Below are 25,936 nucleotides of genomic sequence, written 5' to 3' on the forward strand. Positions count from 1 at the left end.
CCTGTTGCTCATGTGCCGTGATCTCTGGCCGCGGTTGGCCGATGATCTTTCCTTGAGATAACGAGTCCCGGCAATTTCGCAAAGAGGCTGCCGCCGTTAATATGGCGGCTCGGCAGCGCTCATTGCGTGAACGGCAAAAGATCAGGGCATCTGGAATGATTGACACGAACGGACATGCTGAAGACCGATCGGGCGCCGTCGTCCGGCCACCCATAGTCTGGCTGGCCGCCGTCGGCGGTGGCCTGTTGCTGGATGGGGCCCATCCGCTGCCGTTCCTGCCGGGCATCGGCGCCGGTCGCCTGGCCGGGGTCGCCGTCTTCTTTGCCGCGGTCGCCCTTCTTATCTGGGCGGCGACGACGTTCCGCCGGGCGGGGACCGAAGTCCAGACCACCCGCCCGACGACGGCGATCGTCGAGGCTGGTCCCTACCGCTTCACACGCAACCCGATCTATGTCGCGATGTTTCTCGGCCTTGTCGGTCTGGCTCTGGCGTTCGACAGCTTTTGGCTTTTGATCCTGCTGGTGCCCTTTTACCTCGTCATCCGCCATGGCGTCGTTGCCCGCGAGGAGACCTATCTCGAACGCAAATTTGGCGAAGGGTACCTTGCCTACAAGGCGCGCGTCAGGCGCTGGCTCTAGCGGGATGGACCAGCGACGGAGCGCTGGACACAATCCTCAGGGCTCGCGCAAGCCGATCGACCTCGTCAGGAAGCAGCCCGGCGATGTTGATGCGACCATTGGCGGTCCCGTAGATGCCGAATTCCTCGCGCAGCCGGTTCATCTGACGCTGGTCGAGCGGCAACAACGAGAACATGCCTTTCTGTCGGCGTAACGCCTGGAACCTCTCCGGCGCTCCAAAGTGCGCCAGCGCATCGGCGAGATCGCTGCGGATACCCGCGACCCGCCTGCGGCACCCCTCGAGTTCCGCAAGCCAGGTTTGCGGTTCTTCGAGCAGTTGGGCAGCAACCGCAGCGCCGTGTTCCGGCGGCATGGAATAGTTGGCCCGCGTGATCCGCTCCAGTGTCGCACGAACGTTGGCAAGCGGTCCTGCGTCTTCGGCGATCACCATCGCCACACCCGTCCTTTCGCAATAGAGCCCCATGTTCTTGGAGCAGCTTGCCGCCACGAGGACTGTGTCGAGTTCGCTTGCAAAATGGCGCAGGCCGACAGCATCTTCCTCGATCCCGTCGCCAAAGCCCTGGTAGGCCATGTCGATGAGGGGGATAAGCCCCTTGTCCTTGCAGAGCGCGGCAAGCTGGCGCCATTGTTCGAGCGACGGATCGATGCCGGTGGGGTTGTGGCAGCAGCCATGGAGCAGGACAACGTCACCTTTGCGGGCGTCCTCTAGATCCGCGGCGAGCGCGCCGAGGTCGAGGCCTGTTTCGGTTTCCTGCCAGCGGAAGGACCGCACCGCCAGACCGGCGGCCAGCATGATCGGACGGTGGTTCACGTAGCCGGGGTTGCTGTTCCAGATCGTCGCATCGGGCGAAACGAGGGCGATGAAATCGGCAAGAATCCGCAGCGCTCCAGTGCCGCCGACCGTCTGGATGGTGCATTGGCGATCAAGCGCCTCGGTACCTTGTCCGAGAAGGAGTTTCGCCATTCCGTCATTGAAGGCTGTATTGCCCGACAGGGCCTTGTAGGACTTGGACATGGCCGAGGAAGCAAGCCGCGCCTCGGCATCCTGCACGGCACGCATGACCGGCGTTTGACCCGAGGCGTCGCGATAGACGCCGACGACGAGGTCGATCTTGTCGGCCCGGCGATCCTGGCGGAACGCGCTGAGGAGAGCCCACAATGGATCGGGTTCGGCGAGTGGCAGAGCGGCGAGCATCTTGAATCTCCCTGAGTTCAGTTGCGGTTTGCCAGGATCACGCCGGACGTGATCACGGCGATGCCGATGGCGGTCGCAAAGGCGAGCGGTTCGCCAAGGACCGGTATGGCGAGAAGGCTTGCAAGCGCTGGCGCGAGCGAGCCGATGGTGGCGCTTCTGGCAGCGCCGAGCCGCGATATCGCAAAAGCGTAGCCGACGGTCGAAACCAGGCCGACCCCGAGCCCCTGAACCAGAATGAAGGGGAGCGCCTGATGCCAGGAAAACTGGCCGATATGGCTGGTGACGGCGCCGGTGAGAACCAGAGCCAGGAGGATGATCAGCGAGCCGATTGACAGGAGCAGCCCGTTGGCGATCGCATCCACTCCGGTCCGTCTCAGACCGATCGTATAGGCGCCCCAGATGAGGCTCGCGACCAGCAGGAAACCGACGCCGCGCAGGCTTTCGGCCGTTACCGCATGCTGTTGCCCGGCGACGATCCCGGTGACGCCGGCAAGGATCAACGCGAGCGGCAGCCAGCGCTTCTTCGCGACGGTCTTTCGCTCGAGCAGGAAGGCGATCAACGCGACGGAAACCGGCGTCGTGCCGGCGACGAGGGCGCCGACATAGGCTGCCGACGTCGCCTTGGCGCCTTCGGACGCGATGAAAAAGAACGGCACGCCGCCGAGCAGGACCAGTGCCGCGTCCCTTGGCCTAACCTTGCGGAGCGTCGCGAGCCGCTGCGGTATAGCCGGCAGCAGGGCGATGATTGGAACAGCGAAGCGGATGAGGGCGACGTCGGCGGTGGCAAGCGGCGAGGCGCCGATCGCCCGCATGGAGAGCGCAAAACCTGCCCAGACCAGCACGACGACGGCGAGCACGGCGTAGCCTGCGGTCATGGGTGTCAGCCATGGCTTCCGCGATGGGTGGAATTCGGACGTCGCGTCGGTCATGCGGAAGCCTCATTGTCTCAGTGGCTTGCATGATATGCTTCTCTCTCTGCTCGTTTCTTGCTATTTCGTCGACAGCTGAAGGATGGGTTGGCAGAATCTGCCAAGATGGAGAGGGAAATGGACGAGAAAGACAGGCAGATCATCTGGGCCCTGCAAAAGGACGGGCGCCTTTCCAATCAGGACCTGTCGGAGAAGGTCGCTCTCTCGCCTTCGCCCTGTCTCAGGCGCCTGCGCCTGCTCGAAGAGGCAAAGGTCATCACGGGTTACACGGCGATCGTCGACGAAGAGGCCTATGGCCTGCCGATCACCGCCTTCGTGCGCATCCGGCTTGAACGCCACTCCGAGGCGTCGGTCGCCGCGTTCGAGCGCAAGGTAAAAACGATCGACAATATCCAGGATTGTTACGTCATGACCGGCGAAGCCGACTATCTGCTGCGGGTTCTGGTCAAGAGCCTCAAGGACTATGAGCAGTTCGTGCGCAATCAGCTGCACAGCATCGAGGGTATCGCGGCGATCGACACCAGCTTTGCCTACGGCACCGTCAAACGGGCGACGGTCTTTCCACGCATGTGACCGGCGAAGGTGCTGCGGCTCCAGCCGACGGACCGCAGCCGCAGCTTCAGATCGGCAGAAGCGCGTCCGGCTTGACGTCGCCAACCGACGCGTAGGTATGGGTTTCCCTAACTCCGGGCAGCGGCAGGATCACCCGCTCCAGAAAGTCCTGAAACAGAGACATGTCGGCAATCCGCGCCTTGACCAGGTAGTCGAAGCCGCCGATCACCATGTGGCATTCGAGGACCTCCGGCGCCCTCGCCACGGCCTCGGAAAACCGCTCGAAAATATGCGGTGCCGTGTGGTCGAGCCGCACCTGAATGAAGACCACCGTCCCGCGCCCGATCTTCTTTGGATCGAGGATAGCCCGGACGGTCTTCACGTAGCCATCCCGGAAGAGGCGCTTGACACGCTGGCTGGTGCCCGTCGGCGAAAGGCCGACCCGGTCCGCCAACTCAAGCGTGGTGCGCCGGCCATCTTCCTGAAGCAGCCTTAAGAGCGTGCGGTCGATCGTGTCGAGACCCGGAATTTCGTTACTCACGCTCTCTGAGCTCCAATTAAGTGAGTTTCACTCAAAATCATCGCAATCAATATATTTCGCCACACTCATACGAGCAATACCATGCCGTTGTCGCAGTCGCAGAAGGAGAGGGCGGTCGTCATGGAGGCAAGCCTGCGTGGTACGATGGTGGGAGTTGGGGCAGACAGTCGGCGGCTGGCGATACTGGCGGGCTTTGCGGTCGTCGCAATCACCACAGTCCAGTTCGTTGCGGCCCGCTTCAGCCTGAAGGGTGATCTGACGGCCGCCGACATCGTCAGCTTGCGGTTTGCGGGGGCAGCGCTTGTTTTCCTGCCGTTGCTCCTAAAGACCGGCACGGCAAAACTGAAAGCGCTCGGTTGGCGCAGGGCGGGTCTCATGGCGCTGCTGACCGGATTGCCCTACCCACTGATCATCAACCAGGGGCTCTCGATGGCGCCCGCCGCCCATGCGGCGGCGCTTTCTCCGGCCGTGATCGTTTTCTTTTCCTTCCTGTTCTCGCGCATCGTCTTCAAGGACAAGATCTCCAGGGCGCGCCTGGCCGGCATCGCGATGATCATTGCCGGCCTCATGTTGTTCGTTGTCCAGCAGGGAGTGGGTGGCGGCGAGACCGTGCGCGGCGACCTGCTGTTTGCCGGGTCGGGCATCATGTTTGCCGCCTATGCGGTGCTGGTGCGCCGCTGGTCCGTCGATGCCGCGACCGCGACGATCGCGGTGGTACTGCTCTCCTGCCTGCCGCTGCCGCTTCTGCACGTGCTCGCGCCGAGCGGGCTTGCCACGGCCTCGATCGGCGAAGTTGGCACGCAGTTCGTCATTCAGGGGTTTCTTGCCGGTGCGCTTTCGAGCGTCCTCTATACCTATGCGGTCCGCCAGCTGGGTCCGCAGCCGGCGTCGCTGTTCATGCCGTGCATACCGGTGACGACGACCGCCGCAGGCATGGTCGTTCTCGGCGAGGTCCCGACGGTCCTCCAGATCGTTGCAATCGCCATCATCACGTCAGGGATGATCTTCCCGATCCTGAAGCGATCCTAGCGAATTTTCGGCGGACGGCGGCCTATTTCTGCGCCTGCTCGGCTGTCATCGGCTTTACCGGCGCGCCGGGGAAGATCTTCTGCAGATTACCAGATATCACCTGGTCACCCTCCGAAACGCCTGATGTCAGGCCGATGAGGTCGCCGCTGGTCGGGCCAGGCACGACCAGCCGCTGTTCGACGACGTCGCCCTTGCCGACCACATAGACGTATTTGCCGAGTTGGCTCGATCCAAGCGCTGTCTCCGGAACCATCAGCAGGTCCGGCTCGTCGCGCACCTTCAGGCGAACGCGGACATACTGGCCGGGGAGCAGCGAAAGGTCGGAATTGTCGATCGTCGCGCGCGCCACGATCGTGCCGGTGTTGCCCTCCACGGTGTTGTTGATAAAGCTGAGGTCGCCGCGGTAGCGCGGTTCGGTATCGCCGGGAAGCAGCACTTCGGCCTCCACCTTGCCTTTTGCGCGGGCCTTCTGGATGGCGGCAAGCTCGGTCTCGCTCGGATTGAACGAGACGTAGATCGGTGAAAGCTGGACGAGATTGTTGAGCGGCGTACCGGCGGTGCTGCTGACGAGCGTGCCCTCAGGCGCCTGGTTGCGGCCCAGCCGACCGGCAAACGGGGCGCGGATCTCGGTGTAATCGAGGTTGATTTCGGCGGTGCGCACGGCAGCGTTGGACATAGCAAGGGCTGCTTCTGCCTGATGCACGGCGCTCTGGCGCTGGTCGAAGGTGTCTTTGTCCAGATAACCGGTGGTGGCAAGCTCGTTGCCGCGCGTGAGGCTGGACCGAAGATAGGCGAGCGATGCCTCGTCGCGTTCGACCTGCGCCTTCGCCTGGTCAAGTTGGGCGCGATAGTCGCGTGCGTCGATCCGGTAGAGGAGGTCGTTCTCCTTGACATCAGAGCCGTCGGGCGCCGCCTGAGAGGCGACGTAACCCGATATCTTGGCGCGAAGCGTCACGTTGCGAATTGCCTCGGTGCGCGCGGAGTAGTCGAGATAGATCGGGATCGTCTTCTTGACGACTGCGGCGACGGGGACGGGCATCGCCTGCTGTGCCGGGGGCACGGCGGCACCCGCATCGCCGCCCTTGAGCTCAAAGCCGCCGTTCTTGTAGTGATAGGCCGCAGCGAGAGCGGCGATTGCGACCGCTGCTGCAAGAACCAGTTTCGAACCACGCATGTCAGGCTCCAATTGCTATTCCGCCGCTTCCGGTTCGTGGCTCTGGCCGATGGGTTTCGACGAGACCCCTTCGCGCCACCGCTCGATGACAGCGTAGAAAACCGGGACGAAAATGAGTGTCAGTATCGTTGCGGCCAGCATGCCGCCGAAGACGGTGGTGCCGATCGATTGCCGGCTGGCGGCACCCGCGCCCTTGGCATACATCAGCGGCAGAACGCCGAGGATGAAGGCGAAGGCCGTCATCAGGATCGGCCGCAGGCGCAGCCGTGCGGCTTCGGCTGCGGCCGCCACGACGTCGAGCCCCTCCTCGCGCCGGCGCCTTGCGAACTCGACGATCAGGATGGCGTTCTTGGCGGCAAGTCCTACCAGCATCACAAAGCCGATCTGCGAATAGACGTCGATCTGCATTCCGCGCAGCCACAGCGCCAACAGCGCGCCGAGCAGCGCCAGCGGCACTGACAACAGCACCATGAACGGCATCGACCAGCTTTCGTACTGGGCAGCCAGGATCAGGAAGCAGAAGACGAGCGCGAGCGCAAAGACGAGTGCGGCGATCGAACCTGCGCGGATCTCCTGATAGGTAATGCCGGTCCACTCGAATGTGTAGTCCCGCGGTAGCGTTGTCTTTGCGACGCGCTCCATCGCCGCCACCGCCTGGCTTGAGCTGAAGCCGGGCGCCGCCGCACCGTTGATGAGCGCCGAGGGGTAGTTGTTGTAGTGGGTGATGGTTTCGGGGCCGACCGTTGACCGGAAGGTACCAAGCGTGTTGAGCGGCACCATTTCGCCTTGGCTGTTGCGCACATAGAGGCGCGACAGATCCGTCGCCGAAGCACGCGCCCCCTGGTCGGCCTGGAGCGTCACACGGAAGGTGCGGCCAAACAGGTTGAAGTCGTTGACGTAGAGCGAGCCGAAATAGATCTGCAGCGTGTTGAAGATGTCGGGCAGGCTCAAACCCAGCAGCTTTGCCTTGTCGCGGTCGAGATCGTAGTCGAATTGCGGGCTTGAGGTGCTGAAGGTGCTGAACAGCTGGTAGGGGTTGATCTCCGGCTGCTTGCGCGCCTCGGCGATCAGCGCCTGTGTCGCTTCGCTCAGCGCCTGCGCGCTGCGCCCGCCGAGATCCTCGACCTGGAACTCGAAGCCGCCGGTCGCGCCGAGCCCCTGGATCGAAGGTGGATCGAACGCGAGAACCAGAGCATCCGGGATCTGCAGCAATTGCGGCATCACAGTCTCACGCAAGACTGACGCCCCCTGCTCGGGCGGGCGCTCGTCCCATGGTTTCAGCACGGCGAATTGCACGGCGGAATTCGACTGGGCGGCAAAGGACAGGAAGTTGAAACCGACGACAGAGCCGACGAAATCGACACCGGCGGTCTTGCGCAGGATCTCTTCCGATCGCCTGGCGACCGCTTCGGTGCGCTCCAGCGAGGCGCCGTCCGGCAGCTGGATGACGACGAAGAAATAGCCCTGGTCCTCGACCGGCAGGAAGGTCGACGGGATGCGCTGCCAGAGCGCATAGGTGGAGCCGACGGCGACGAGGAAGAGGGCAAACAGCGCCCAGCGCCAGCGCACCAGCCCGGCGACACTGCGGGCATAGGCGTGCGACAGCGCATGAAAACCGTCGTTGAACCAGCGGAAAAGGGCGAAGCGCGGCTCACCGCGATAGCGCAGGAAGGCGGCGCTCAGCGCCGGGCTGAGGGTCAGCGAATTGAAGGCGGAGAAGGCGACGGAGATCGCGACCGTGAGTGCGAACTGGTTGTAAAGACTGCCGGCAACGCCCGGAATGAAAGCGACAGGGATGAAGACGGCAAGCAGAACGGCTGTCGTTGCGATGATCGGGCCGGTCACCTCCTGCATCGCCTTTTTGGTGGCTTCAAGCGGTGGCAGGCCGGCCTCCAATTGGCGCTCGACGTTTTCGACGACGACGATCGCGTCGTCGACGACGAGGCCGATGGCGAGCACCATGCCGAGCAGGCTCAGCATGTTGAGCGAGAAGCCGAAGAGGTACATGACGACCAGCGTCGCGATCAGCGACACGGGGATGGCGATCGTCGGGATGATCGTCGTGCGCAGGTTCTGCAGGAATATGAAGACGACGAAAACGACGAGCGCGAGCGCCTCCAGCAGCGTATAGACGACATCCTTCATCGCCGCCGAGACGAAGCGCGTGGTGTCGTAGAACATGTGGTATGCGATACCCGCCGGGAAACGTTCAGACAGCTCGTTCATCTTCGCCTGGACGCGGCTTTGCAGGTCGAGCGCGTTGGAACCAGGCCCCTGGAATACGGCGAGAACCACGCTCTCCTTGCCATTGAAGGTGACCGACGAGGAATAGAGCAGCGCGCCGAGCTCGATGCGGGCCACGTCGCGCAGCCTTGTCGTCGCTCCCGTCGTCGGGTCGGCCCTAAGCACGATGTCGCCAAATTGCGACGGATCACTCAGGCGGCCGAGCGCGTTGATCTGCATCTCGAAAGGCGTGCCTACAGGCGCCGGCGACTGGCCGATCTTGCCGCCTGCGACCTGGATGTTCTGTTCGGCGATGACATTCTGGACGTCGGCGGCGGTGACGCCGAGATTGGCCATGCGGTCGGGGTCGAGCCAGACCCGCATCGAGTAGCGCCGCTCGCCGAAGAGCTGGACGTCGCCGACGCCCGGCAGGCGCTTCAGGGGATCGAGGATCTGCAGGTAGGCGTAGTTGCTGACCGAGGCGAAATCGACCGAATCGTCTGGCGAATCCAGGCTGACGAGTACGGTGAAATTGGGGATCTGCTTGGCGATCGTGACGCCGGTCTGGTTGACGAGGGCCGGAAGCGAGGAGGCGGCCTGCGATACGCGGTTCTGGACGTCGAGCGCCGCAACGTCGATCGGGTAGCCGACTTCGAAGGAGATGATGATCCGCGACGAACCGTCGTTCGAACTCGTCGAGGTCATGTAAAGCATGCCCGGCACGCCGTTGATCTGCTGTTCGAGCGGCGTGGTCACCGTATCGGCGACGACCTGGGCGCTGGCGCCGGGATAGTTGGCGGCGACCACGATCTGCGGCGGCGTCACGTCGGGAAACTGCGAGATCGGCAGCAGGAAATAGCAGATGCCGCCGGCGAGCGTCATGATGATGGCGATCGCCGATGCGAAGATCGGCCGGTGGATGAAGAAGTCGATCATGGTCGGATCGATCCTTGTGGGGCAATGCCCATTCGGCGGGGGGCATCTCGGGAGTTCGTGAAACCGGGCTCGCGCAGGCACGCCGCGCCGGCCCTCCGGTCAGCAGCGCAGGTCTTCGCCTTCAGCCCATCCAGCATGCGCATCATAAGGCTCCGGCACGTCGCCACGATGGGTCGAGCCGACCCGCATCAGGCACGTGATCAAATTTTTCTAAGTCCGTGCGGTGTGCACTCTGGCTGAAAGACGCCTGACGACCGCGCCCACCGACATTGCGCTCGAAATTTTTCTGCGGTTACCGAAATGTCTTGAAAGCGTATGGGGCAGCAGACCCGTGCTCGTGCCGCTGCCGAAAATGTTACTGGTCGGTAACAGGGCCGCATGTTATCGATCGCTTACGGGGCGTCAAGGGGCAAGATTTCCATACGGATTTCGCCGGATCGCATGCGATGACAACGGATTTCTGCAAGAAACCACGCCGATCCCCGCGCGAGCGTATCATCGAGGCCGCGCGCGATCTCTTTCGCAGGAACGGCATTCGCGGGACCGGCGTCGACGCCATTGCCGACGCGGCCGACAGCAACAAGATGACACTCTACCGGCACTTCAATTCGAAGGACGAACTCATCGTCGAATGCCTTTATCGCGCCGGCATGGAGATGGACGGCTTCTGGCAGGAGCTGGAGGAGGCGCATCCCGGCGACGGACTGATGCAGCTCAGAACGTGGGTCCGATCGCTCGCCGCGCATCTCGATGACGACAGTTGTCACTGCGAAATGATGAGTGCCGCCGTTCAGTTGACCGACGAAGACCATCCGGGCCGATCGCTCATCCGGACGTTCAAGGATGCACAGCGCGACCGCGTGGTCGCGCTCTGTCACAAGGCTGGCATTGCGGATGCCGAACTGCTGACAGACACCTTGCTGCTGTTGATCGAGGGCGCGCGCGCCACCCAGAAAAGCTCCGGCGTGATGGGGCCGAGCGCCCGGTTTGCCGAGATTGCCGACGCGGCAATCCTGTCCTTCGCCAAGGGGGACATCGGCATAGGCAGGCGTGCCTAACGCGCGGCCGGCCAATCCGGGTGATGGCTGTCGATCACGAAGACATGGCTGTGCCTGTGTCCCTTGCCGGACCGCGTCGCGCCGGCAAGGTGAGGATGGTGCTCGTCGAGTTCATGATGGGTGTGCTCGATCTCATCGGGATCATGCGCCGGCCAGAGCCGCGTTGCGACGACCATGGCCGCAGCCGCGATGACGCCGAGCGTCGCGAACGTTGCGGGCATGCCGACGGTTGCGCCAAGCCAGCCCGCGAGCGGATAGGTGATCAGCCAGCAAGCGTGCGACAGCGCAAACTGCGCGGCAAAGAGGGCCGGCCGGTCTTCGGGATGCGCCGAACGCCGCAAAAGCCGGCCGGAGGGTGTTTGCGTCAACGAATAGCCAAGGCCGATCAGCGCCCAGAGCGGCAAAAGCAGCCCGTAGTGCGAAACCGCGACGCCCATGAACAGACCGGCCACGAGAATGGCGGCGCCCGAAAACATGGCCACCCGGTCTGCGGTCGTCTCGAGAAGACGGGGCAGTAGGAGGGCGGCGAGCATCGAGCCGCCGCCGAAGGCGGCAAGTGCGACCGCCGTGTCGCTCTGGCTCAGACCGAACTTCGCCTGGACCAGTACGACCGTGTTGACGATGACCATTGATCCCGCCGCAGAAACGGCGAGGCAGAGTGCAAGCAGGCCCTGAAGCCGCGGTGTCGCCAGATAGATGCGCAAGCCCCGCGTCGTCCGCTCGTATATGCCGCGCCGCTCGCTCGGTCTCGGGCTCGGAAGGCCGACGGACAGGACGAGAGCCGCCGAGGCAAGGAAGCCGATGACCGTGCCGGCAAACAGGTTGTGAAAGTTGATGACCGTCAGCAGTGCCGCAGCAAGCATCGGACTGGCCACGCTTTCGAGGTCATAGGCAAGCCGCGAAAGCGAGAGCGCGCGCGTGTATTCCTTCTCGTCAGGCAGGACGTCGGGAATGGTTGCCTGGAAGGTCGGGGTGAAGGCGGCCGACGCCGACTGCAGTACAAAGATCAGTACATAGACCTGCCAGATCTCGGTCACGAACGGCAGGAGAAGCGCAATGGCGGCGCGCACCAGGTCGAGAGAAACGAGCATGGCGCGGCGGGGAAGCCGCTCGGCAAAGGCAGCGGCGATCGGCGCGACACCGACATAGGCGATCATCTTGATCGCGAGCGCCGTGCCGAGCACGGCACCTGCGTCCGCGCCCGCCAGATCGTAGGCAAGAAGCCCCAGCGCCACGGTCGCGAGACCGGTGCCGACAAGGGCGATCATCTGCGCCAGAAACAGATGTCGATAGGTGCGGTTGGCGAGAATCTGCAACATGACGGTTTGGCTTGTTTTCTCGGATTTGCGGTGCAGTCAGAAACCAGGCTCGGTCTCACAGATACTTGGTGATCGCCTTGAAGTCTTCGATCGACTGACGCTGGTCCCGGGGAAGCGCGCCGATCGTGTCTTCAAGGCAATGATCGAGATGATCCTGGATCAGGGTTCTTTTCGCCTGGCTGATCGCCTTTTCGACGGCGTGCAGCTGCTGCGCGATGTCGAGACAGGGGCGGCCACCTTCGATCATGGCGATGACGCTCTTCAGGTGTCCTTCCGCGCGCTTCAGCCGCTTGACGATATCCGGGTGGGTTTCGTGTTTGTGATCGTTCATTCCCTTATCCTATCCAGGGGGATAGGATAAGGTCAAGAGCGCGTAAACAGGATGCGTGCATGCCCCGCCCGATCGGCTCGATCGTGGACGTCCTCGACGCCGGATGTTCGGTTTACGGCATCCGGCCCCCCGGCCGTCCGGGGCAGGTCGCTCGGCGGCAATAAGTGTGGCACCAGCGCGGAAACGAGAGTAGCTTGAAAGGCTGGGCGGCTGGACCTTTCATGGTCCTGACCAACGCAAGAGCGAGGCCTTCTACACCTTCGGGAGAGGTGGTTATGGAAGCAATTCGCGCAGAACGGCGGCTGGTTGCCATTCTTGCCGTCGACATTGTTGGTTATTCGCGACTTATGGAAGCCGACGAGGCCCGAACCCTGGCAGCCATCAAGGCGTGGCGTTCCGAAATCTTCGATCCCTTGATGGACGACTATCACGGACGCATCGTGAAGCTGATGGGCGATGGGGCGATCGTGGAATTTGGCTCCGTCGTTGACGCCGCCGCTTGCGCTGTTGCATCACAAGCGAAGATTGCGGCGCGCGAGCACGATGTTGCCGCCGAGCATCGGCTTCTCTTTCGCATGGGCATCAATCTCGGAGACGTGGTCGTCGACGGGGATGACCTGCTCGGCGACGGCGTCAACGTTGCGGCTCGCCTAGAGCAGATGTGTGAGCCAGGAGGACTTTTCATCTCCGGCACTGCTTTCGATCATCTGCAGGGCAAGTTCGAACTGCCGCTGGAGTTTATCGGTGAACAGCATGTGAAAAACATCCAGAGGCCTGTCCGTGTCTACCGGGTGAGATTTGCGGGAGACACGAGGCCTCGGCGCTTCGCCGCCGGGAGCTTTCACCGTTGGAGAACTCCCGCGGTTTTGGTTCTCCTCGTGCTTGTTGGCGCTGCTGCTGTCTGGCTGGTCCAGAGGCGCGAGAGTGCCGACGCGGCCTCCGTTGCGCAGATGGCTTACCCGTTGCCCCAAACGCCCTCCATCGCCGTCCTGCCATTCGACAATCTCAGCTCTGACGCGGGAGAGAGCTATTTCGCCGACGGGATGACCGACGACCTCATCACCGAACTGTCGAAACTGTCCGGCATCTTCGTGATCGCGCGCAACTCGACCTTCACCTACAAGGGCAAGCCCACCAAGGCGCAACAGGTGGCCAAGGATCTGGGCGTCCATTACATCCTCGAGGGCAGCGTGCGCCGAGAAGGGAACCATGTTCGCGTCAATGCCCAGCTGATCGACGCGATCGACGGGCATCACCTCTGGGCCGAGCGCTATGACGGCGAAATGAGTGGCGTCTTCGGGCTGCAGGACAGGGTGATCGGACAGATCGTGTCGACACTCTCCGTCAAGTTGACGAGCGCCGAGCGAAGCGTTGCAGAGGTACCGGAAACGACGAATCCGCAGGCCTATGACATGCTGTTGCGGGGATGGGACCATCTTCGCCGCGACAGCGAAGCCGAAACGGCGACGGCAACCGCTTTCTTCCAGAAGGCGATCGTGCTCGATCCGAACTATAGCCGCGCCTATGCGTCACTGGCGGCTGCAAACTGGCGGACGAGCATTTTGTCCTGGGATTTTCACCGTCGGGAGACCGCCTCCAAAAACCTCACCAGAAATCTGGCAAAGGCAATGGAGCGGCCGACGCCGCTTGCCTATGCGATATCTGCCCAGGTGCTTGCGCAGCAGGAACGTTATGACGAAGCGTTCGCCGCCATCGACCGGGCGATTAAACTCGCGCCGAACGATCCCGACAACCGTGTCGGCATGGCCCGGATACTCAACGCGACCGGGCATGCGGTGGAGGCGGAACAGCAGGCCCGCCTGGCGATGCGGTTCGATCCCCACCCAACGCGGGCAACGCTGCGCATGCTCGCGGTCTCGTTCTTTTCCCAGGGAAAGTACGCTGAGGCCGCCGACACGTTTGAACGCGCAATCGGAGCAAAGTCCGATCTCCGGGCGGACTATGCCACTTTGATATCAGCCTACGGGCACCTCGCACGCGCGGACGGCATTCAGGCGCTGGTAGACCGGTACAACAAGCTGTCGATCTCCTTCCTGGGCGATCCGCTCACCGTGCAGGAAAGTGCCTATGACTGGTACGGCAGCGCGTTCGGCTATCACAGGCCCTACATCGCGCTCGTGCAGGAGGGACTTCGCAAGGCAGGAATGCCCGAGGGGGCCGGTACGGACCTCGCGCTTGCCGACTACGTGAAGTTCATGGCGCTGACGAAAGGCGAACTGAGCGTCGACAGAACGATAAAAATCGATGTGGCGGAGGCCAAGGCGCTGCTTGCGCGCGGCGTGCCCTTCATCGACGTGCGGGCTTCACTCAACTATGACAACGGCCACATCCCCAAGGCCGTCAACCTGTCGCTCGTCACCGGTCTGACAAAGGAAAGCCTCGCCAAGGTTGCGGGAAAGGACGACGAGGTCGGCTTCTACTGTCAGGGCAAAAGCTGCACCTATGCCGCCTATGCCTCGGCCAAGGCCATCGCCTGGGGCTACACGCGGGTCTACTACTTTGCAGGCGGATATCTGGAATGGGATGACGAAGGCTACCCGCTCGTGATCGAAGTGAACCGGTAGCGCGGGCGCACATGACCCTCTGACGTTATATATGGCCTCTTCATGCCTATGGTCCGCCGATCGAGGTGATCACCCGCAGGCCACGAATTGGATGGTTGCCGGCGCCTGTGACAGCAAGAACGCTCCCGTCGCGGCGCGTCCACATTCCAAATTCATCGCCGCTTTCGCGTGGTGCCAGGCGTGTAGTTTCGAAACCTCGCGAGCGATCGCCGCAGTTTCGTGATGTTGTGCGTTGCCTGTTCGATGACGAGCAGATGCTTTTCGTCCTCCAACGCAATGGCACTCCCGCATTGTTCGCATGGGAGTTCGTCATTGGCTTTCACCCATGCGACGCGTTGACTGTTTTCATGGCCGCACTCTGGGCACGGAATATCGACTTCGTTGGACATGGCGCCTCTCTCATTAAGGCCAGATAGCAACACAGCCAAAATCGAGGAGCAATGATTACGCGATTACACAATTGGGGTTACCACTGTTGCCCTTTCGAGGGATATCGGGCCTTTTGCAGCGCTCGCGCCATCACGTCGTAGACAAGGTTGAAACAGGCGTGGGCCTTGGATCGCCCCTGCTCACGAGCGCGCGAGACGTCGTTCGAGACCACGCCGGCCGCGTTCCATCACCACGCCATGGTTCCAGCGGAATACCGGCTTGAGCACGAAAGAAAGCCTGATCATCCAGGGTTTTGTGACCTCGACGATCCAGTCGTAACGCACCCGGCAGCGGGCGCCTTCGGGCTCAAGCGTCCACCGGCCGATGCCGTCGAGTTCGCCCGAAGCCCTGCCTTCGATCAACGAAAGCGGTTCGATCCTCACGGTCTCCATCTCGAATGCAAGTTCGTAGGGCAAGGCCGTTACCCATTCCAGCCGACGAACGGCGCCGACGCCGTGTTCGTCGCCGTCACGCAGAAGAGAAACCCGCTTCACCGATGGCCACCAGTCCGGCCACGCCTCCGGCGTGCTCAATTCCCGCCACACGTCTTCCACCCGGGCATCGAGGGTCCACTGCGTGACGAGATGGAATTCGGTGAGAGACATCATCAGTCCTCTTCGATCCGCCGACAGACTTTGGCCGTCGGCGGCGACGCGGGAACAAAAGCGCCTACTGGTCAGCGCATCTGGCCGCCTGATACTCGCTCGATTCAGATAGACGATCCGCCTATCGGGTCGCTTCTGCAAGCGCCGCCTGATCGATCGAACCCGCTTCGAGATCGCAATCTGGCCGTCCGGTGCGCTTGTCTTGGCGCGGCCGGATGCGCAATCGAAAAAGGGCATGCGGGTTATCTGCCCGCATGCCCTTTTCGTCGGTTCCCTTGGCTGGAACGTTAGGCCGCGCGTGCCGCGGCCGCGAGCGGCTCCAGATCGTCGACGACCTTGTCGCCGTTGTAGACGGTCTCGTCGAGGATGCCCTCGCGCTTGGCGACGATCGTCGGCACCAGCGCCTGGCCGGCGACGTTGACAGCGGTGCGGCCCATGTCGAGGATAGGGTCGATGGCAAGCAGCAGGCCGACGCCTTCGAGCGGCAGGCCGAGCGTCGACAGCGTCAGCGTCAGCATGACGGTCGCACCGGTGAGGCCAGCCGTTGCGGCGGAGCCGAGCACCGAGACGAAGACGATCAGGACATATTCCTGGATCCCGAGCGGGACGCCAAAGAACTGCGCAATGAAGATTGCCGAGATCGCCGGGTAGATGGCAGCGCAGCCGTCCATCTTGGTGGTCGCGCCGAGCGGAACGGCGAAGGCGGCATATTCACGCGGCACGCCGAGGCTCTTTTCGGTCACGGTCTCGGTGACGGGAAGGGTGCCGACCGAGGAGCGCGAAACGAAGGCGAGCTGGATCGCGGGCCAGGCGCCGGCGAAGAACCGCGACGGCTTCAGCCCATGAGCGACGAGCAGTGCTGGATAGACCACGAAGAGCACGATGGCGAGGCCGATATAGACGGCCGCGGCATACCAGGTCAGCTGCGCGAGCGTTTCCCAGCCGTACTGGGCGACGGCGCGGCCGAGCAGGCCGATCGTGCCGATCGGGGTCAGTCGGATCACCCACCAGAGGATCTTGCGCACGATCGCGAGCAGCGACTGGTTGAAGACGAGGAACGGCTTGGCGGCGTCGCCGACCTTCAGCGCCGCGGCGCCGACGGCGATCGAGACGACGAGGATCTGCAAGACGTTGAAGTTCAACGAAGTGGCGGCACCGTTGTCGGTGAGCTTGGTGCTGGCTTCAAGGCCGAGCATGTTGGCGGGCACGAGGCCCTTGAGGAAGTCGAGCCATGAGCCCGCATAGGAAGGCGCCTTCGCGGCTTCCTGCGAGACCGCAGAGCCGATGCCCGGCTGGATGGCGAGACCAAGCGCAATCGCGATGACGACGGCGATCAGCGAGGTGATCGCGAACCATAGAAGCGTCTGCCAGACAAGCTTGGCCGCATTCTGCAGAGTCGCGAGGTTGGCGATCGAGGCGACGATGGCGGTGAAGACGAGCGGCGGCACGAGGGCGCGCAGCAATTGCACGAAGATCGAGCCGATCGTCTGCAGCGTGACGGTCAGCCAGTTCGGGTTGCCGGCGGCGTCGGCGCCCATGTTGCGGGCGATGAGGCCGAGCAGGAGGCCGATGACCATGGCGGCGAGCACCTGGAAGCCGAAGGAGGCGTAGATCGGTTTTGATGGGGATTTGGCGGATGCTTGGGACACGTGCTGCACTCTCAACTGGATGGCGGCGGCCATAATTTGGGCAATAGCCGACGAAAGTGCTCAAGAATTAATCGAAGGACGGCGGGAAGATAAGGAACCCTTTGTCGCGCAAACCACTCAGAGTGGAATAATTTTCGCCGATCAAGCGGCGGCTGCCAAGGTTGACAGCGGCGCACCGCGGCTGCCTCGACGGGGCAACGTCCCTGGCCCCGCTCGTCTCTAATCGAGCGGGGCCAAAGGCTCGGCGAAGGGTCAGGCGGAGGCGTCCTTGACGAAATCGGTGGAGAGCGCAAGTTCGCGCCACGCGGCGAGCTCCGACGCGACGCTCGCATTCTGCTCCTCGATCACGGCGACCGTGTCGCTGCCGAAGGGCATGCGCAGCGGCGGGTTGGCCGAATTCACCAGGGTCACGATGCCGGCGGCGAGTTTTTGAGGGTTGCCGGGCTGGGCATGGTTCGCGCCGGCTGCGAAGTCACGCATGTTGCCGGCCGGCGTGCCGACATAGTCGGGGATCGCGGCAGCGCTGACCGCAAGCGAGTTCTCGGCAAGGAAGTCGGTGCGAAAGAAGCCCGGCTCGACGATCGTCACCTTGATGCCGAAGGGCTGAACCTCGGTGGCAAGCGATTCCGAAAGTCCCTCGACCGCGAACTTCGTCGAACCATAGACACCCCAGCCGGGATAGCCGAAGTAACCGCCGATGGACGAGAAGTTCAGGATATGGCCCGAGCGCTGCCGGCGCATGTGGGGCAACACGGCGCGGGTGACCTTGAGCAGCCCGAAGACGTTGGTGGCATAGAGCTTTTCGACCTCTTCGGCCGTTGCCTCCTCGACAGCGCCAAGCAGTCCGTAGCCGGCATTGTTGACGAGGATGTCGATGCGGCCGAAACGCTGGATGGCTGCTGCGGCCGCTTCCTTTGCCTGGGTTTCGTTGGTGACGTCGAGGGCAACGGCGAAAAGATTGGGGTGGGTGCCGAGCTGCTCGGTGACCGTGGCCGGATTGCGCGCGGTGGCGACGACGGCGTCGCCCGCCGCAAGGGCTTCCTTGGTCATCAGTGCGCCGAGGCCGCGTGATGCACCCGTGATAAACCAGACCTTCATGACGAACTCCTTTGAGGGTTTGACGGGTTCTTTCGGAGCCATTCGGCGTCCGCATCCCGTGCTGACGAGAGGAATTTGACGCAAAGTGCTTCACTGCATAAGATTCGTTATTCTCGAAACTATGATGAATGGTGCTCAGTAATGCGCGCGTCGGAACTTGCAGAACTCGCGGCCTTTGCCGCGGTTGCCCGGCACCGGAGTTTTCGCAAGGCGGGCGAGGAGAGGGGCGTTACCGCGTCTGCAATCAGCCATGCGGTGCTCAATCTCGAAAGCCGGATCGGCATTCGGCTCCTGAACCGCACGACACGCAGCGTCTCGCTGACGGAGGCGGGCGAGCTTCTGCAATCCTATGTCGACCCCGCCTTCGGCGAGATCGCCTCGGCGCTCGATGCGCTCAACAAGTTTCGCGATACGCCTTTTGGTCGTGTCCGGATCAACGTCCCGAATTCGATCGCGCCCTTCGTCATCGGTCACGTCATCGGGCCGCTGCTCGAGAACAACCCCAACCTCCAGCTTGAAATCAGCGCCACCGATCGTCTTGTCGATATCGTCGGCGAGGGGTTCGATGCGGGGATCCGTTTTGGCGAACGGGTCAGCGAAGGCATGATAGCCCTCAGGCTCAAGCAGCGGCTGCGCCTTGTCGTCGTCGGTTCACCCGCCTATTTCGCGCGCCGGCCGAAACCGGAGACGCCGCACGATCTGAAAAGCCACCTTTGCATCCAGAACATGTTCCCGTCCGGCGCGCGCTATGCCTGGGAGTTTGCAAAGGACGGGCAATCGGTCACCTTCAATCCGACCGGACCGCTGTCGCTCGATGATCACGAACTGATGGTCCAGGCGGCCGAAAGCGGCGTGGCGCTGGCCTATGTCTGGGAAAACCGGGTTACAAAGCAGATTGCGAGCGGCGCACTCATCCAGGTTCTGGATACGTGGTGCCAGCCGGAAGAGCCGCTTTATCTCTACTATCCGAGCCGCCGTCATCTGTCTGCGGGCTTCCGCGCCTTGATCGATGCGGTCAGGGATCAGGCGTGAAGCCGCTGGCGACGCGCCTTTAGAGCGATAGCGGACTAGCTCGTTCACACCGTGGCACAGCCTGTTCCCGGCCTGCGAACGGCCGATGAGCCCGTATCGTCTCCACAATAGCAAAAACATTTCACCTTCGCCGAGTTAGGGAGAAATCCTCTTTCTCTATAAAAGATGTAGATAATGTAAGCTGCCTGAGTGGTTGCGGCCTGGCGATGCGCCACGTCGGAGCACGCGGGCCCACCGGGCTTGCGGCAAAAAGAGGAGAGGATTGAGATGACACGCAAGATCCGGCTTGGAGCCTTTCTTCCCGGCGGCGGGCAGCATATTGCGGCCTGGCGCCACCCCGACCAGCCGGCCGACGGCGCGACCAGCTTCGAATTTCACAAGGAGTTGGCGCTGACGGCGGAACGCGGATTGTTCGATGCCTATTTCCTGGCCGACGGTCTGGCGATCGGTTTTGGCGGCGCACGTGAAGGCGGCAATGCGCGGGTGGCGGGCTTTGAGCCGGTGACGCTGTTTTCGGCGCTGGCGCCGCTGACCACGCATCTCGGCTTTATCGCGACCTCGTCGACCACCTATGAGGAACCCTACACCACGGCGCGCAAGTTCGCTTCGCTCGATCTCATCTCCGGCGGCCGTGCCGGCTGGAACGTGGTGACGACGACAGGCGATCCGACGGCGCAGAACTTCAACCGCGACACGCAGCTGCCCCATGCCGAACGCTATCGGCGTGCCGCCGAACATGTCGATGTCGTCAAGAAACTCTGGGACAGCTTCGAGGACGATGCCTTCGTCCGCGACAAGGAGACGGGGGTCTTCTTCGATCCGACGAAGCTTCACGACACGGACCATCGCGGCGAACACTTCAAGGTGCGCGGCCCGCTCAACATCTCGCGCTCGCCGCAGGGCCATCCCGTCATCGTGCAGGCGGGGCAATCCGACGACGGACGCGGGCTTGCAGCCGCAACGGCGGAGGTGATCTTCACCGCCCACCAGAACATCGAAACCGCTCAGGAATTCTATCGCGACATCAAGGCACGTGCCCGTGGCCTTGGCCGCAACCCCGATCACATCCTCGTCATGCCCGGCGTCTCACCGTTCGTCGGCAAAACCGAAGCCGAAGCGCGTGAGAAATACGAGCGCCTGACATCGTTGATCGTCGAGGAGGACGGGATCGGCCTGCTCAACGGCCTGACCGGCGGGACGCTGGATCTCCACGGCTACGACCTGGACGGCCCATTGCCGCCGGCTCCGCCGACCGAGGGGATGAAGAGCCGCCAGGCGCTGATCCGCCAGATCGCCGACGAGAATAACTTCAGCATCCGCCAGCTCTACCAATGGATCGCCTCGGCGCGCGGCCACTACACGATCGTCGGCTCTGCCGAGCAGATCGCCGACACCCTTCAGGCCTGGTTCGAAAACGAAGCCGCCGACGGGTTCAACATCCTGCCGCCCTGGTTTCCGACAGCACTCGACGATTTCGTCGAGCTGGTCATTCCGGAACTGCAGCGTCGCGGGCTGTTTCGCACGGCCTATGAGGGCAGGACGCTCCGGGAAAATCTCGGCCTTCCCTTTCCGGTCAACCGTTGGGCCGCCGCGCGAGCGGTCGTCCAGGCAGCGGAATGAGGCGCCGACATGTCGTATGAAAACGCCAATCCGTTTCTGCCGGCGGGCCTGGGGCGCAGTCGAGCCGACAGCCGCGCGCGCAATCCGCTCCCGGCCTCGCCGCCCACTCCAGCGCGCTGGCGCGGGTGGCTACCCGCCTTCGCCGCTCGCTACGGTGTCGTCGCCGCCTTTCTCGTGCTTTGGCAGGTCTCGAGCACGATCGGTTGGGTCAACCCCGCTGTCTTCCCGCCGCTCGACGTGATCGTCGCCGCACTTTGGGATGGCCTTGCGAGCGGTGCGCTGCTGGACGACATCGCCATCAGCTTGCAACGGTCGGGCATCGCCTTTGCCGCAGCCGTTGCCCTCGGCATTCCGCTTGGCCTCCTCATGGGCCAGGTCCGATTTATCGAGCAGGCTCTCGATCCGATCCTGCAGCTGTTCCGCCAGACCTCGGCGCTGGCGCTCTATCCGGTCTTCATCCTGCTTCTCGGTCTCGGCGAGACCTCCAAGGTGTTCGTGATCTTCTGGGCAACTTTGTTCCCGATCCTGCTGTCGACGATCGGCGGGGTCAAGGAGGTGGACAGGAAGCTGATCGAGATGGCGCGCACCTACGGCGCCGGACCGCTTGCGATCTTCCGCCGGGTGGTGCTGCCGGCCTCGGTGCCGGCGATTTTCGTCGGTCTCCGGCTCTCGGCCACCACGGCGCTGCTTCTCCTGATTGCCGCCGAGATGATCGGCGCCAACAAGGGCATCGGCTTCCAGGTCATGAATGCCCAGTACAATTTCCAGATCCCGCTGATGTTTGCCGCGATCCTGCTGCTGGCCCTGCTTGGGCTTGCGGCCAACGCCTTGCTTGTCCTGCTCCAGCGCAACCTCTGCCGTTGGTCACAGCCCAACACCTGACCAGCCAGCGTCAATTTTCTCTTCGGAAAGGAATTCGAAATGACCTTCCATCCCCGCAATCTCCTGCTCTCGGCCACGATTGCTCTCGGGCTCGCCGTGCCCGCCACTGCCGCCGACGAGGTCAAGCTGCGCTTCCTCGCCAGCCAAGGCGGCCTTTCGGCGCATGAATTCGCCCAGGAACTCGGCTATTTCGACGGAACCGGGATTACGATCGAGAATGTCGGCTATGCCACCGGTGGTCCGGCCTCGCTGATCGCGCTCGCGTCGGGCGACGTCGAGATCGGCAGTGCCGCCACCTCGGCCGTGCTGAACTCGATCATCAGCGGCAACGACTTCGTCGCCGCCTACCCGTCGAACGGCATCAATGACGAGGTGCAGTCGATCTTCTACGTGCTTGAAGACAGCCCGATCAAAAGCATCAAGGACATCGCCGGCAAGAGCATTGCCGTCAACACGCTGGGAGCCCATCTCGACTATACCATCCGCGAGGCGCTGCACTCGGTCGGCCTGCCTTCGGACGCGGCCAACCAGATCGTCGTTCCGGGGCCGCAGCTGGAACAGGTCCTGCGTTCCGGCCAGGTCGATATCTCGGCGTTTGGCTACTGGCAGACGACCTTTGAAGGGGCCGCGCGCAAGAACGGAGGGTTGCGTGCCGTGTTCGACGACACGGACGTGCTCGGCGATATCGCCGGCGGTTTCGTTGTTCTTCGGCGTGACTTCGTGACGGCCCATCCTGAGGCCGCGAAGACCTTCGTTCTTCAATCCGCCCGCGCGCTCGACTACGCCCGCGAGCATCCCGAAGAAACCAAGCAGATCTTCGCAAAGGCGCTGAAGGAGCGCGGCGAAAACCCTGAGATCGCCCAGTACTTCCGCGGCTATGGGGTCCGCGCCGGCGGTCTGCCTGGTGATCACGACCTGCAGTTCTGGATCGACGTGCTTGTGCGCGAAGGCAAGTTGAAGGAGGGGCAACTCGCGCCCAAGGACGTGCTCTTCGCGGTCGACGGCGCGTCGGCCAGCAACTGAGGACCGGACATGAGTGTTGCAGAGGACCATCGTCGCGGAGAGGTGGCGATCCGCCACCTTTCCAAATCCTACAGCCTGAACGGTGCGCCGCTTACCGTTCTCAAGGATATCAATCTCGACATCCGGCCCGGCGAAACGCTCGCGATCGTCGGCGCCAGCGGCTCCGGCAAGACGACCCTTTTGCGCGTGCTGGCGGGGCTCGAGGAGCCGGATGTTGGAGACGTCTTGATCGACGGCAAGGTCACGAAGGGCGTCGGCGCCGATCGCGCCGTCATTTTCCAGGAGCCGCGCCTCCTGCCCTGGCTGACGGTGCTCGACAATGTCGGCTTCGGGCTGGAAACGCGAGGCCTTTCTCGGGGCGAGGCGCGCGGGCGGGCGAAGCATTACGTGCAGCTGGTCGGGCTGCAGCAATTCGAGAGCGCCTACCCGCGGCAGCTTTCGGGAGGCATGGCGCAGCGTGTGGGCATCGCCCGCGCGCTAGCAGTTCAGCCTGAGATCCTGTTGCTCGATGAGCCGCTCGGCGCGCTCGACGCCATGACCAAGATCAGCATGCAGCAGGAGCTCGCCCGCATCTGGCGCGACGAGGACGTGACGACCGTTCTTGTCACCCATGATCTCGAAGAGGCGATCTATCTTGCCGATCGGATACTGATCCTGCCGCGTGAGAAGGGCGGTGAGCCGCGGCTGATCGAAATCGACCTGCCGCGGCCGCGCGACAGAAGCACGCCTGAGTTCGTGCGCCATCGCGAGGCGTTGCTTTACCTTTTCGGCCTGCATTGAAGCAGATCATGGTCGGGGTCGAAACCGGCGGATTGCCCTGTCTTAACTCTTGTACGGATCGGCGGAACGGTTGCCGCGGTCAAGCGTTACTACTGGCAGGGTAGCGACCGCCCGAGGGGCGGTTCGCATGCCCTTTGCCGCTGCTGGCAAGTGCCGATAGCAGACAGGAGCAACCCATGAAGATTTCCATGAAATTGCCAGTTGTCGCAGTCGTCGTTTCGTCGGCTCTTGCCGGAGCCGCCGGTCCGGCCCTTGCCGACTACTACAACAATTATTACCGGCAGCCGGCGCCCGGCGCGGTCTATGTCGACCCCATGCCCACGGGCAGCGTCTACATGGAGCCGGTACCGATGGGAGGCCCGTACGGCTACGTCTACCGCCCGCCAGCACAGAGCTTGGGTGACGAGCGGGAACGCTACACCAATGAATATTGGGGCGGCGGCGAAGGCGACTACTACCAGGGGATCGCCCACCCGGCACCCGTTCCCTGATACGACTTTAGCCGGAGGGAACCACAGGGACCTAGCGGACGCTAGCGCCAGCCAAGCGCGGGCGCGACGTGCCGGAGGATCGCCTCGATGACGTGGGCGTTGTAGTCGACGCCGAGCTGGTTCGGTACGGTCAGGAGCAACGTGTCGGCCTCGGCGATTGCCTCGTCCTTTGCCAGTTGCTCGACAAGGACGTCGGGCACGGCAGCATAACTGCGCCCGAAAATCGCCCGCGTCTGGTCGTCGATGAACCCGATCTTGTCTTCCTGCTGATTGGAATGGCCGAAGTAGGCACGGTCGCGGTCGTCCACCAAGGCGAAGATGCTGCGGCTGACCGAGACGCGCGGCGTGCGTGTGTGTCCGGCTGCCTTCCAGGCCTCCCGGTAGGCACGGATCTGGTCGGCCTGCTGGATGTGGAATGGCAGGCCGCTTTCATCGTCCTTGAGGGTGGAGCTCTGCAGGTTCATGCCGAGCTTCGCCGCCCAGACGGCGGTGGCATTCGAGCTTGCACCCCACCAGATCCGCTCTCTCAACCCGTCAGAATGCGGCTCGACGCGCAGCAGACCGGGAGGATTGGGAAACATCGGTCGTGGGTTGGGCTCGGCAAAGCCTTCTCCGCGAAGCACGTCGAGCAAGACTTCCGCGTGCCCTCTGGCCATGTCGCTTTCGGTTTCGTTCTCGGGTGGCCGGTAGCCGAAATGTCGCCAACCGTCGATCACCTGTTCCGGCGAGCCGCGGCTGATGCCGAGCTGCAACCGCCCTCCCGCGATAAGGTCGGCAGCGCCCGCGTCCTCAGCCATATAGAGCGGATTTTCATAGCGCATGTCGATCACGGCGGTGCCGATTTCGATGCGTTGCGTCTTCGCGCCGATCGCTGCTAGGAGCGGGAAGGGCGAAGCGAGTTGGCGGGCGAAGTGATGGACGCGAAAATAGGCGCCGTCCGCCCCCAGCTCCTCGGCCGCAACGGCCAGATCGATGGATTGCAGGAGGGCGTCGGACGCCGATCGCGTCTGGGACTGGGGTGATGGTGTCCAATGTCCGAAGGAAAGAAAGCCGATCTTCTTCATGGTCATTCGCCCTGTCCGATAATGCCGGTCGCTTCATGACATGATTCCGCTTCGTGATACAGGCGGCTCCCAGTGACTTTGGCGTGAATGGAAGCTCAAGGTCGCGCTTCGCCAAGGCGGATCTTGCCGCCGGCCAAACGACCGAAATTCAGCCAGTTCCGCCCGCGGTGGTTGGGCCAAAGAGCGAGCTTCCCGCAGCGGTACGCGCAAGCTTTCTTTTTTTCTTCGGCAAGGGAACTGCGGTTCGCACTGGTGAGTTTGATGAGCGGCGATCTCTGTGTGGAGGGGCTCGCACCGCGGTCGCGTCTTCGGACTAGGAGAGACGACGATGAAGCATCAAACATTAGAACAGTTGCAAGCGCTCGCCGAAATTCGTTCCGATCCCTCAATGACGAGAACGGAACGGCTCCAACGCTGGGCCGAACTCCTGGAAATGAACCCGGGCCGACGCTTGGGCACACTTTCGGGAACTGAACATGCATCCGCCGCCGTCAGGCACACTATGCAGGTTAACGGTTCGCCGATGACCGTCGCCTTCGAAGATACGCAACTGCGCCTCGCCGGCCTCGGCGACGACAGCTACGGCGAAGCGAAACGGTTCTTCGAACTCTCGGACCACCAGTTGCACGACATCGTCTGCGACTGCAATTTCGGCAGTTCCGTGCGTGCAGCCTATGCTGCGCGGCGGGTGCGCTCCGCAATCGGTTTGTGGCCGCGCATCAAGGCGCTCTTTACCTGAGCCAGAACGGCCAG

24 protein-coding genes are annotated in these 25,936 nt (G+C 63.0%); 12 read left to right on the forward strand and 12 right to left on the reverse strand.

Annotated elements, in window-relative coordinates; genetic code table 11:
• Positions 1-155: 155 nt before the first annotated feature.
• Positions 156-638, forward strand: coding sequence for an isoprenylcysteine carboxylmethyltransferase family protein (locus tag VGO04_RS22405; protein WP_327498154.1), 483 nt, complete (start codon positions 156-158; stop codon positions 636-638).
• Here VGO04_RS22405 and VGO04_RS22410 read toward each other — a convergent pair.
• Together VGO04_RS22410 and VGO04_RS22415 are read right to left on the reverse strand one after the other, a co-directional pair.
• Complete coding sequence (locus VGO04_RS22410) at positions 622-1,833, reverse strand: amino acid aminotransferase (protein ID WP_327498155.1); 1,212 nt, start codon at positions 1,831-1,833, stop codon at positions 622-624. The two genes, VGO04_RS22405 and VGO04_RS22410, sit on opposite strands and share 17 nt — an antisense overlap.
• A gap of 17 nt (positions 1,834-1,850) precedes the next feature.
• A complete protein-coding gene (locus tag VGO04_RS22415) occupies positions 1,851-2,762 on the reverse strand; it encodes a DMT family transporter (protein WP_327498156.1) in 912 nt (303 codons plus the stop codon).
• A gap of 117 nt (positions 2,763-2,879) precedes the next feature.
• Here VGO04_RS22415 and VGO04_RS22420 point away from each other — a divergent pair, with 117 nt between their 5' ends.
• Positions 2,880-3,335, forward strand: a complete 456-nt coding sequence (locus tag VGO04_RS22420; protein ID WP_327498157.1) for an Lrp/AsnC family transcriptional regulator — start codon at positions 2,880-2,882, stop codon at positions 3,333-3,335.
• A 46-nt stretch (positions 3,336-3,381) separates the two neighbouring features.
• Here VGO04_RS22420 and VGO04_RS22425 read toward each other — a convergent pair whose 3' ends face one another.
• On the reverse strand, positions 3,382-3,843 hold the full coding sequence (locus tag VGO04_RS22425) for an Lrp/AsnC family transcriptional regulator (protein ID WP_327498291.1): 462 nt from the start codon (positions 3,841-3,843) through the stop codon (positions 3,382-3,384).
• Positions 3,844-3,936: 93 nt separating this feature from the next.
• On the opposite strand from VGO04_RS22425, the gene VGO04_RS22430 reads away from it, so the two are divergent.
• Positions 3,937-4,884, forward strand: a complete 948-nt coding sequence (locus tag VGO04_RS22430) for a DMT family transporter (protein ID WP_327498158.1) — start codon at positions 3,937-3,939, stop codon at positions 4,882-4,884.
• Between the two features lie 22 nt (positions 4,885-4,906).
• Here VGO04_RS22430 and VGO04_RS22435 read toward each other — a convergent pair whose 3' ends face one another.
• Positions 4,907-6,058: an efflux RND transporter periplasmic adaptor subunit gene (locus VGO04_RS22435; RefSeq protein ID WP_327498159.1), complete on the reverse strand. Its 1,152-nt coding sequence runs from the start codon at positions 6,056-6,058 to the stop codon at positions 4,907-4,909.
• Positions 6,059-6,073: 15 nt separating this feature from the next.
• Positions 6,074-9,217: a multidrug efflux RND transporter permease subunit gene (locus VGO04_RS22440; RefSeq protein WP_327498160.1), complete on the reverse strand. Its 3,144-nt coding sequence runs from the start codon at positions 9,215-9,217 to the stop codon at positions 6,074-6,076.
• A gap of 446 nt (positions 9,218-9,663) precedes the next feature.
• Between VGO04_RS22440 and VGO04_RS22445 the strand changes: the two genes are divergently transcribed.
• Positions 9,664-10,275 (forward strand): TetR/AcrR family transcriptional regulator, encoded by a 612-nt coding sequence (locus VGO04_RS22445; RefSeq protein WP_327498161.1) that lies wholly within the window; start codon positions 9,664-9,666, stop codon positions 10,273-10,275.
• Here VGO04_RS22445 and VGO04_RS22450 read toward each other — a convergent pair.
• Positions 10,272-11,594 (reverse strand): MFS transporter, encoded by a 1,323-nt coding sequence (locus VGO04_RS22450; protein ID WP_327498162.1) that lies wholly within the window; start codon positions 11,592-11,594, stop codon positions 10,272-10,274. The genes VGO04_RS22445 and VGO04_RS22450 overlap by 4 nt on opposite strands.
• 55 nt (positions 11,595-11,649) lie before the next feature.
• On the reverse strand, positions 11,650-11,925 hold the full coding sequence (locus VGO04_RS22455) for a metal-sensing transcriptional repressor (RefSeq protein ID WP_327498163.1): 276 nt from the start codon (positions 11,923-11,925) through the stop codon (positions 11,650-11,652).
• 275 nt (positions 11,926-12,200) lie between these two features.
• On the opposite strand from VGO04_RS22455, the gene VGO04_RS22460 reads away from it, so the two are divergent.
• Positions 12,201-14,510 carry a rhodanese-like domain-containing protein gene (locus tag VGO04_RS22460; RefSeq protein ID WP_327498164.1) on the forward strand — a complete coding sequence of 770 codons (2,310 nt, stop codon included), beginning with the start codon at positions 12,201-12,203 and terminating at the stop codon, positions 14,508-14,510.
• A 152-nt stretch (positions 14,511-14,662) separates the two neighbouring features.
• On the opposite strand, the gene VGO04_RS22465 is transcribed toward VGO04_RS22460, so the two are convergent.
• From VGO04_RS22465 to VGO04_RS22480, 4 genes are all read right to left on the reverse strand, one after another.
• The gene (locus VGO04_RS22465) at positions 14,663-14,899 is read right to left on the reverse strand and encodes a hypothetical protein (protein ID WP_327498165.1); all 237 of its coding nucleotides are present in this window, start codon (positions 14,897-14,899) and stop codon (positions 14,663-14,665) included.
• Between the two features lie 180 nt (positions 14,900-15,079).
• Complete coding sequence (locus VGO04_RS22470) at positions 15,080-15,547, reverse strand: SRPBCC family protein (protein ID WP_327498166.1); 468 nt, start codon at positions 15,545-15,547, stop codon at positions 15,080-15,082.
• A gap of 284 nt (positions 15,548-15,831) precedes the next feature.
• Positions 15,832-17,226: a dicarboxylate/amino acid:cation symporter gene (locus VGO04_RS22475; protein ID WP_414650585.1), complete on the reverse strand. Its 1,395-nt coding sequence runs from the start codon at positions 17,224-17,226 to the stop codon at positions 15,832-15,834.
• Between the two features lie 219 nt (positions 17,227-17,445).
• Complete coding sequence (locus VGO04_RS22480; RefSeq protein ID WP_327498168.1) at positions 17,446-18,291, reverse strand: oxidoreductase; 846 nt, start codon at positions 18,289-18,291, stop codon at positions 17,446-17,448.
• Positions 18,292-18,432: 141 nt separating this feature from the next.
• Between VGO04_RS22480 and VGO04_RS22485 the strand changes: the two genes are divergently transcribed.
• The 6 genes from VGO04_RS22485 (at position 18,433) to VGO04_RS22510 (ending at position 24,119) form a co-directional block, all read left to right on the forward strand.
• Positions 18,433-19,323 (forward strand): LysR family transcriptional regulator, encoded by an 891-nt coding sequence (locus tag VGO04_RS22485; protein WP_327498169.1) that lies wholly within the window; start codon positions 18,433-18,435, stop codon positions 19,321-19,323.
• A 267-nt stretch (positions 19,324-19,590) separates the two neighbouring features.
• The gene (locus VGO04_RS22490; RefSeq protein WP_327498170.1) at positions 19,591-20,943 is read left to right on the forward strand and encodes an LLM class flavin-dependent oxidoreductase; all 1,353 of its coding nucleotides are present in this window, start codon (positions 19,591-19,593) and stop codon (positions 20,941-20,943) included.
• A gap of 9 nt (positions 20,944-20,952) precedes the next feature.
• Positions 20,953-21,825 (forward strand): ABC transporter permease, encoded by an 873-nt coding sequence (locus tag VGO04_RS22495; RefSeq protein WP_327498171.1) that lies wholly within the window; start codon positions 20,953-20,955, stop codon positions 21,823-21,825.
• A gap of 39 nt (positions 21,826-21,864) precedes the next feature.
• A complete protein-coding gene (locus VGO04_RS22500) occupies positions 21,865-22,848 on the forward strand; it encodes an ABC transporter substrate-binding protein (RefSeq protein ID WP_327498172.1) in 984 nt (327 codons plus the stop codon).
• A 9-nt stretch (positions 22,849-22,857) separates the two neighbouring features.
• Entirely contained in the window at positions 22,858-23,628 is a 771-nt protein-coding gene (locus VGO04_RS22505; protein WP_327498173.1) for an ABC transporter ATP-binding protein, read from the forward strand.
• Positions 23,629-23,804: 176 nt separating this feature from the next.
• Positions 23,805-24,119, forward strand: coding sequence for a hypothetical protein (locus VGO04_RS22510; protein ID WP_327498174.1), 315 nt, complete (start codon positions 23,805-23,807; stop codon positions 24,117-24,119).
• Positions 24,120-24,160: 41 nt separating this feature from the next.
• Here the strand turns inward: VGO04_RS22510 and VGO04_RS22515 are convergent, their stop codons facing one another.
• The gene (locus tag VGO04_RS22515) at positions 24,161-25,183 is read right to left on the reverse strand and encodes an LLM class flavin-dependent oxidoreductase (RefSeq protein ID WP_327498292.1); all 1,023 of its coding nucleotides are present in this window, start codon (positions 25,181-25,183) and stop codon (positions 24,161-24,163) included.
• Positions 25,184-25,511: 328 nt separating this feature from the next.
• On the opposite strand from VGO04_RS22515, the gene VGO04_RS22520 reads away from it, so the two are divergent.
• Complete coding sequence (locus VGO04_RS22520; protein WP_327498175.1) at positions 25,512-25,922, forward strand: hypothetical protein; 411 nt, start codon at positions 25,512-25,514, stop codon at positions 25,920-25,922.
• The last annotated feature ends 14 nt before the right edge of the window (positions 25,923-25,936 follow it).

The organism is Ensifer sp., from assembly GCF_035999185.1.
Classification (GTDB): Bacteria; Pseudomonadota; Alphaproteobacteria; order Rhizobiales; family Rhizobiaceae; genus Ensifer.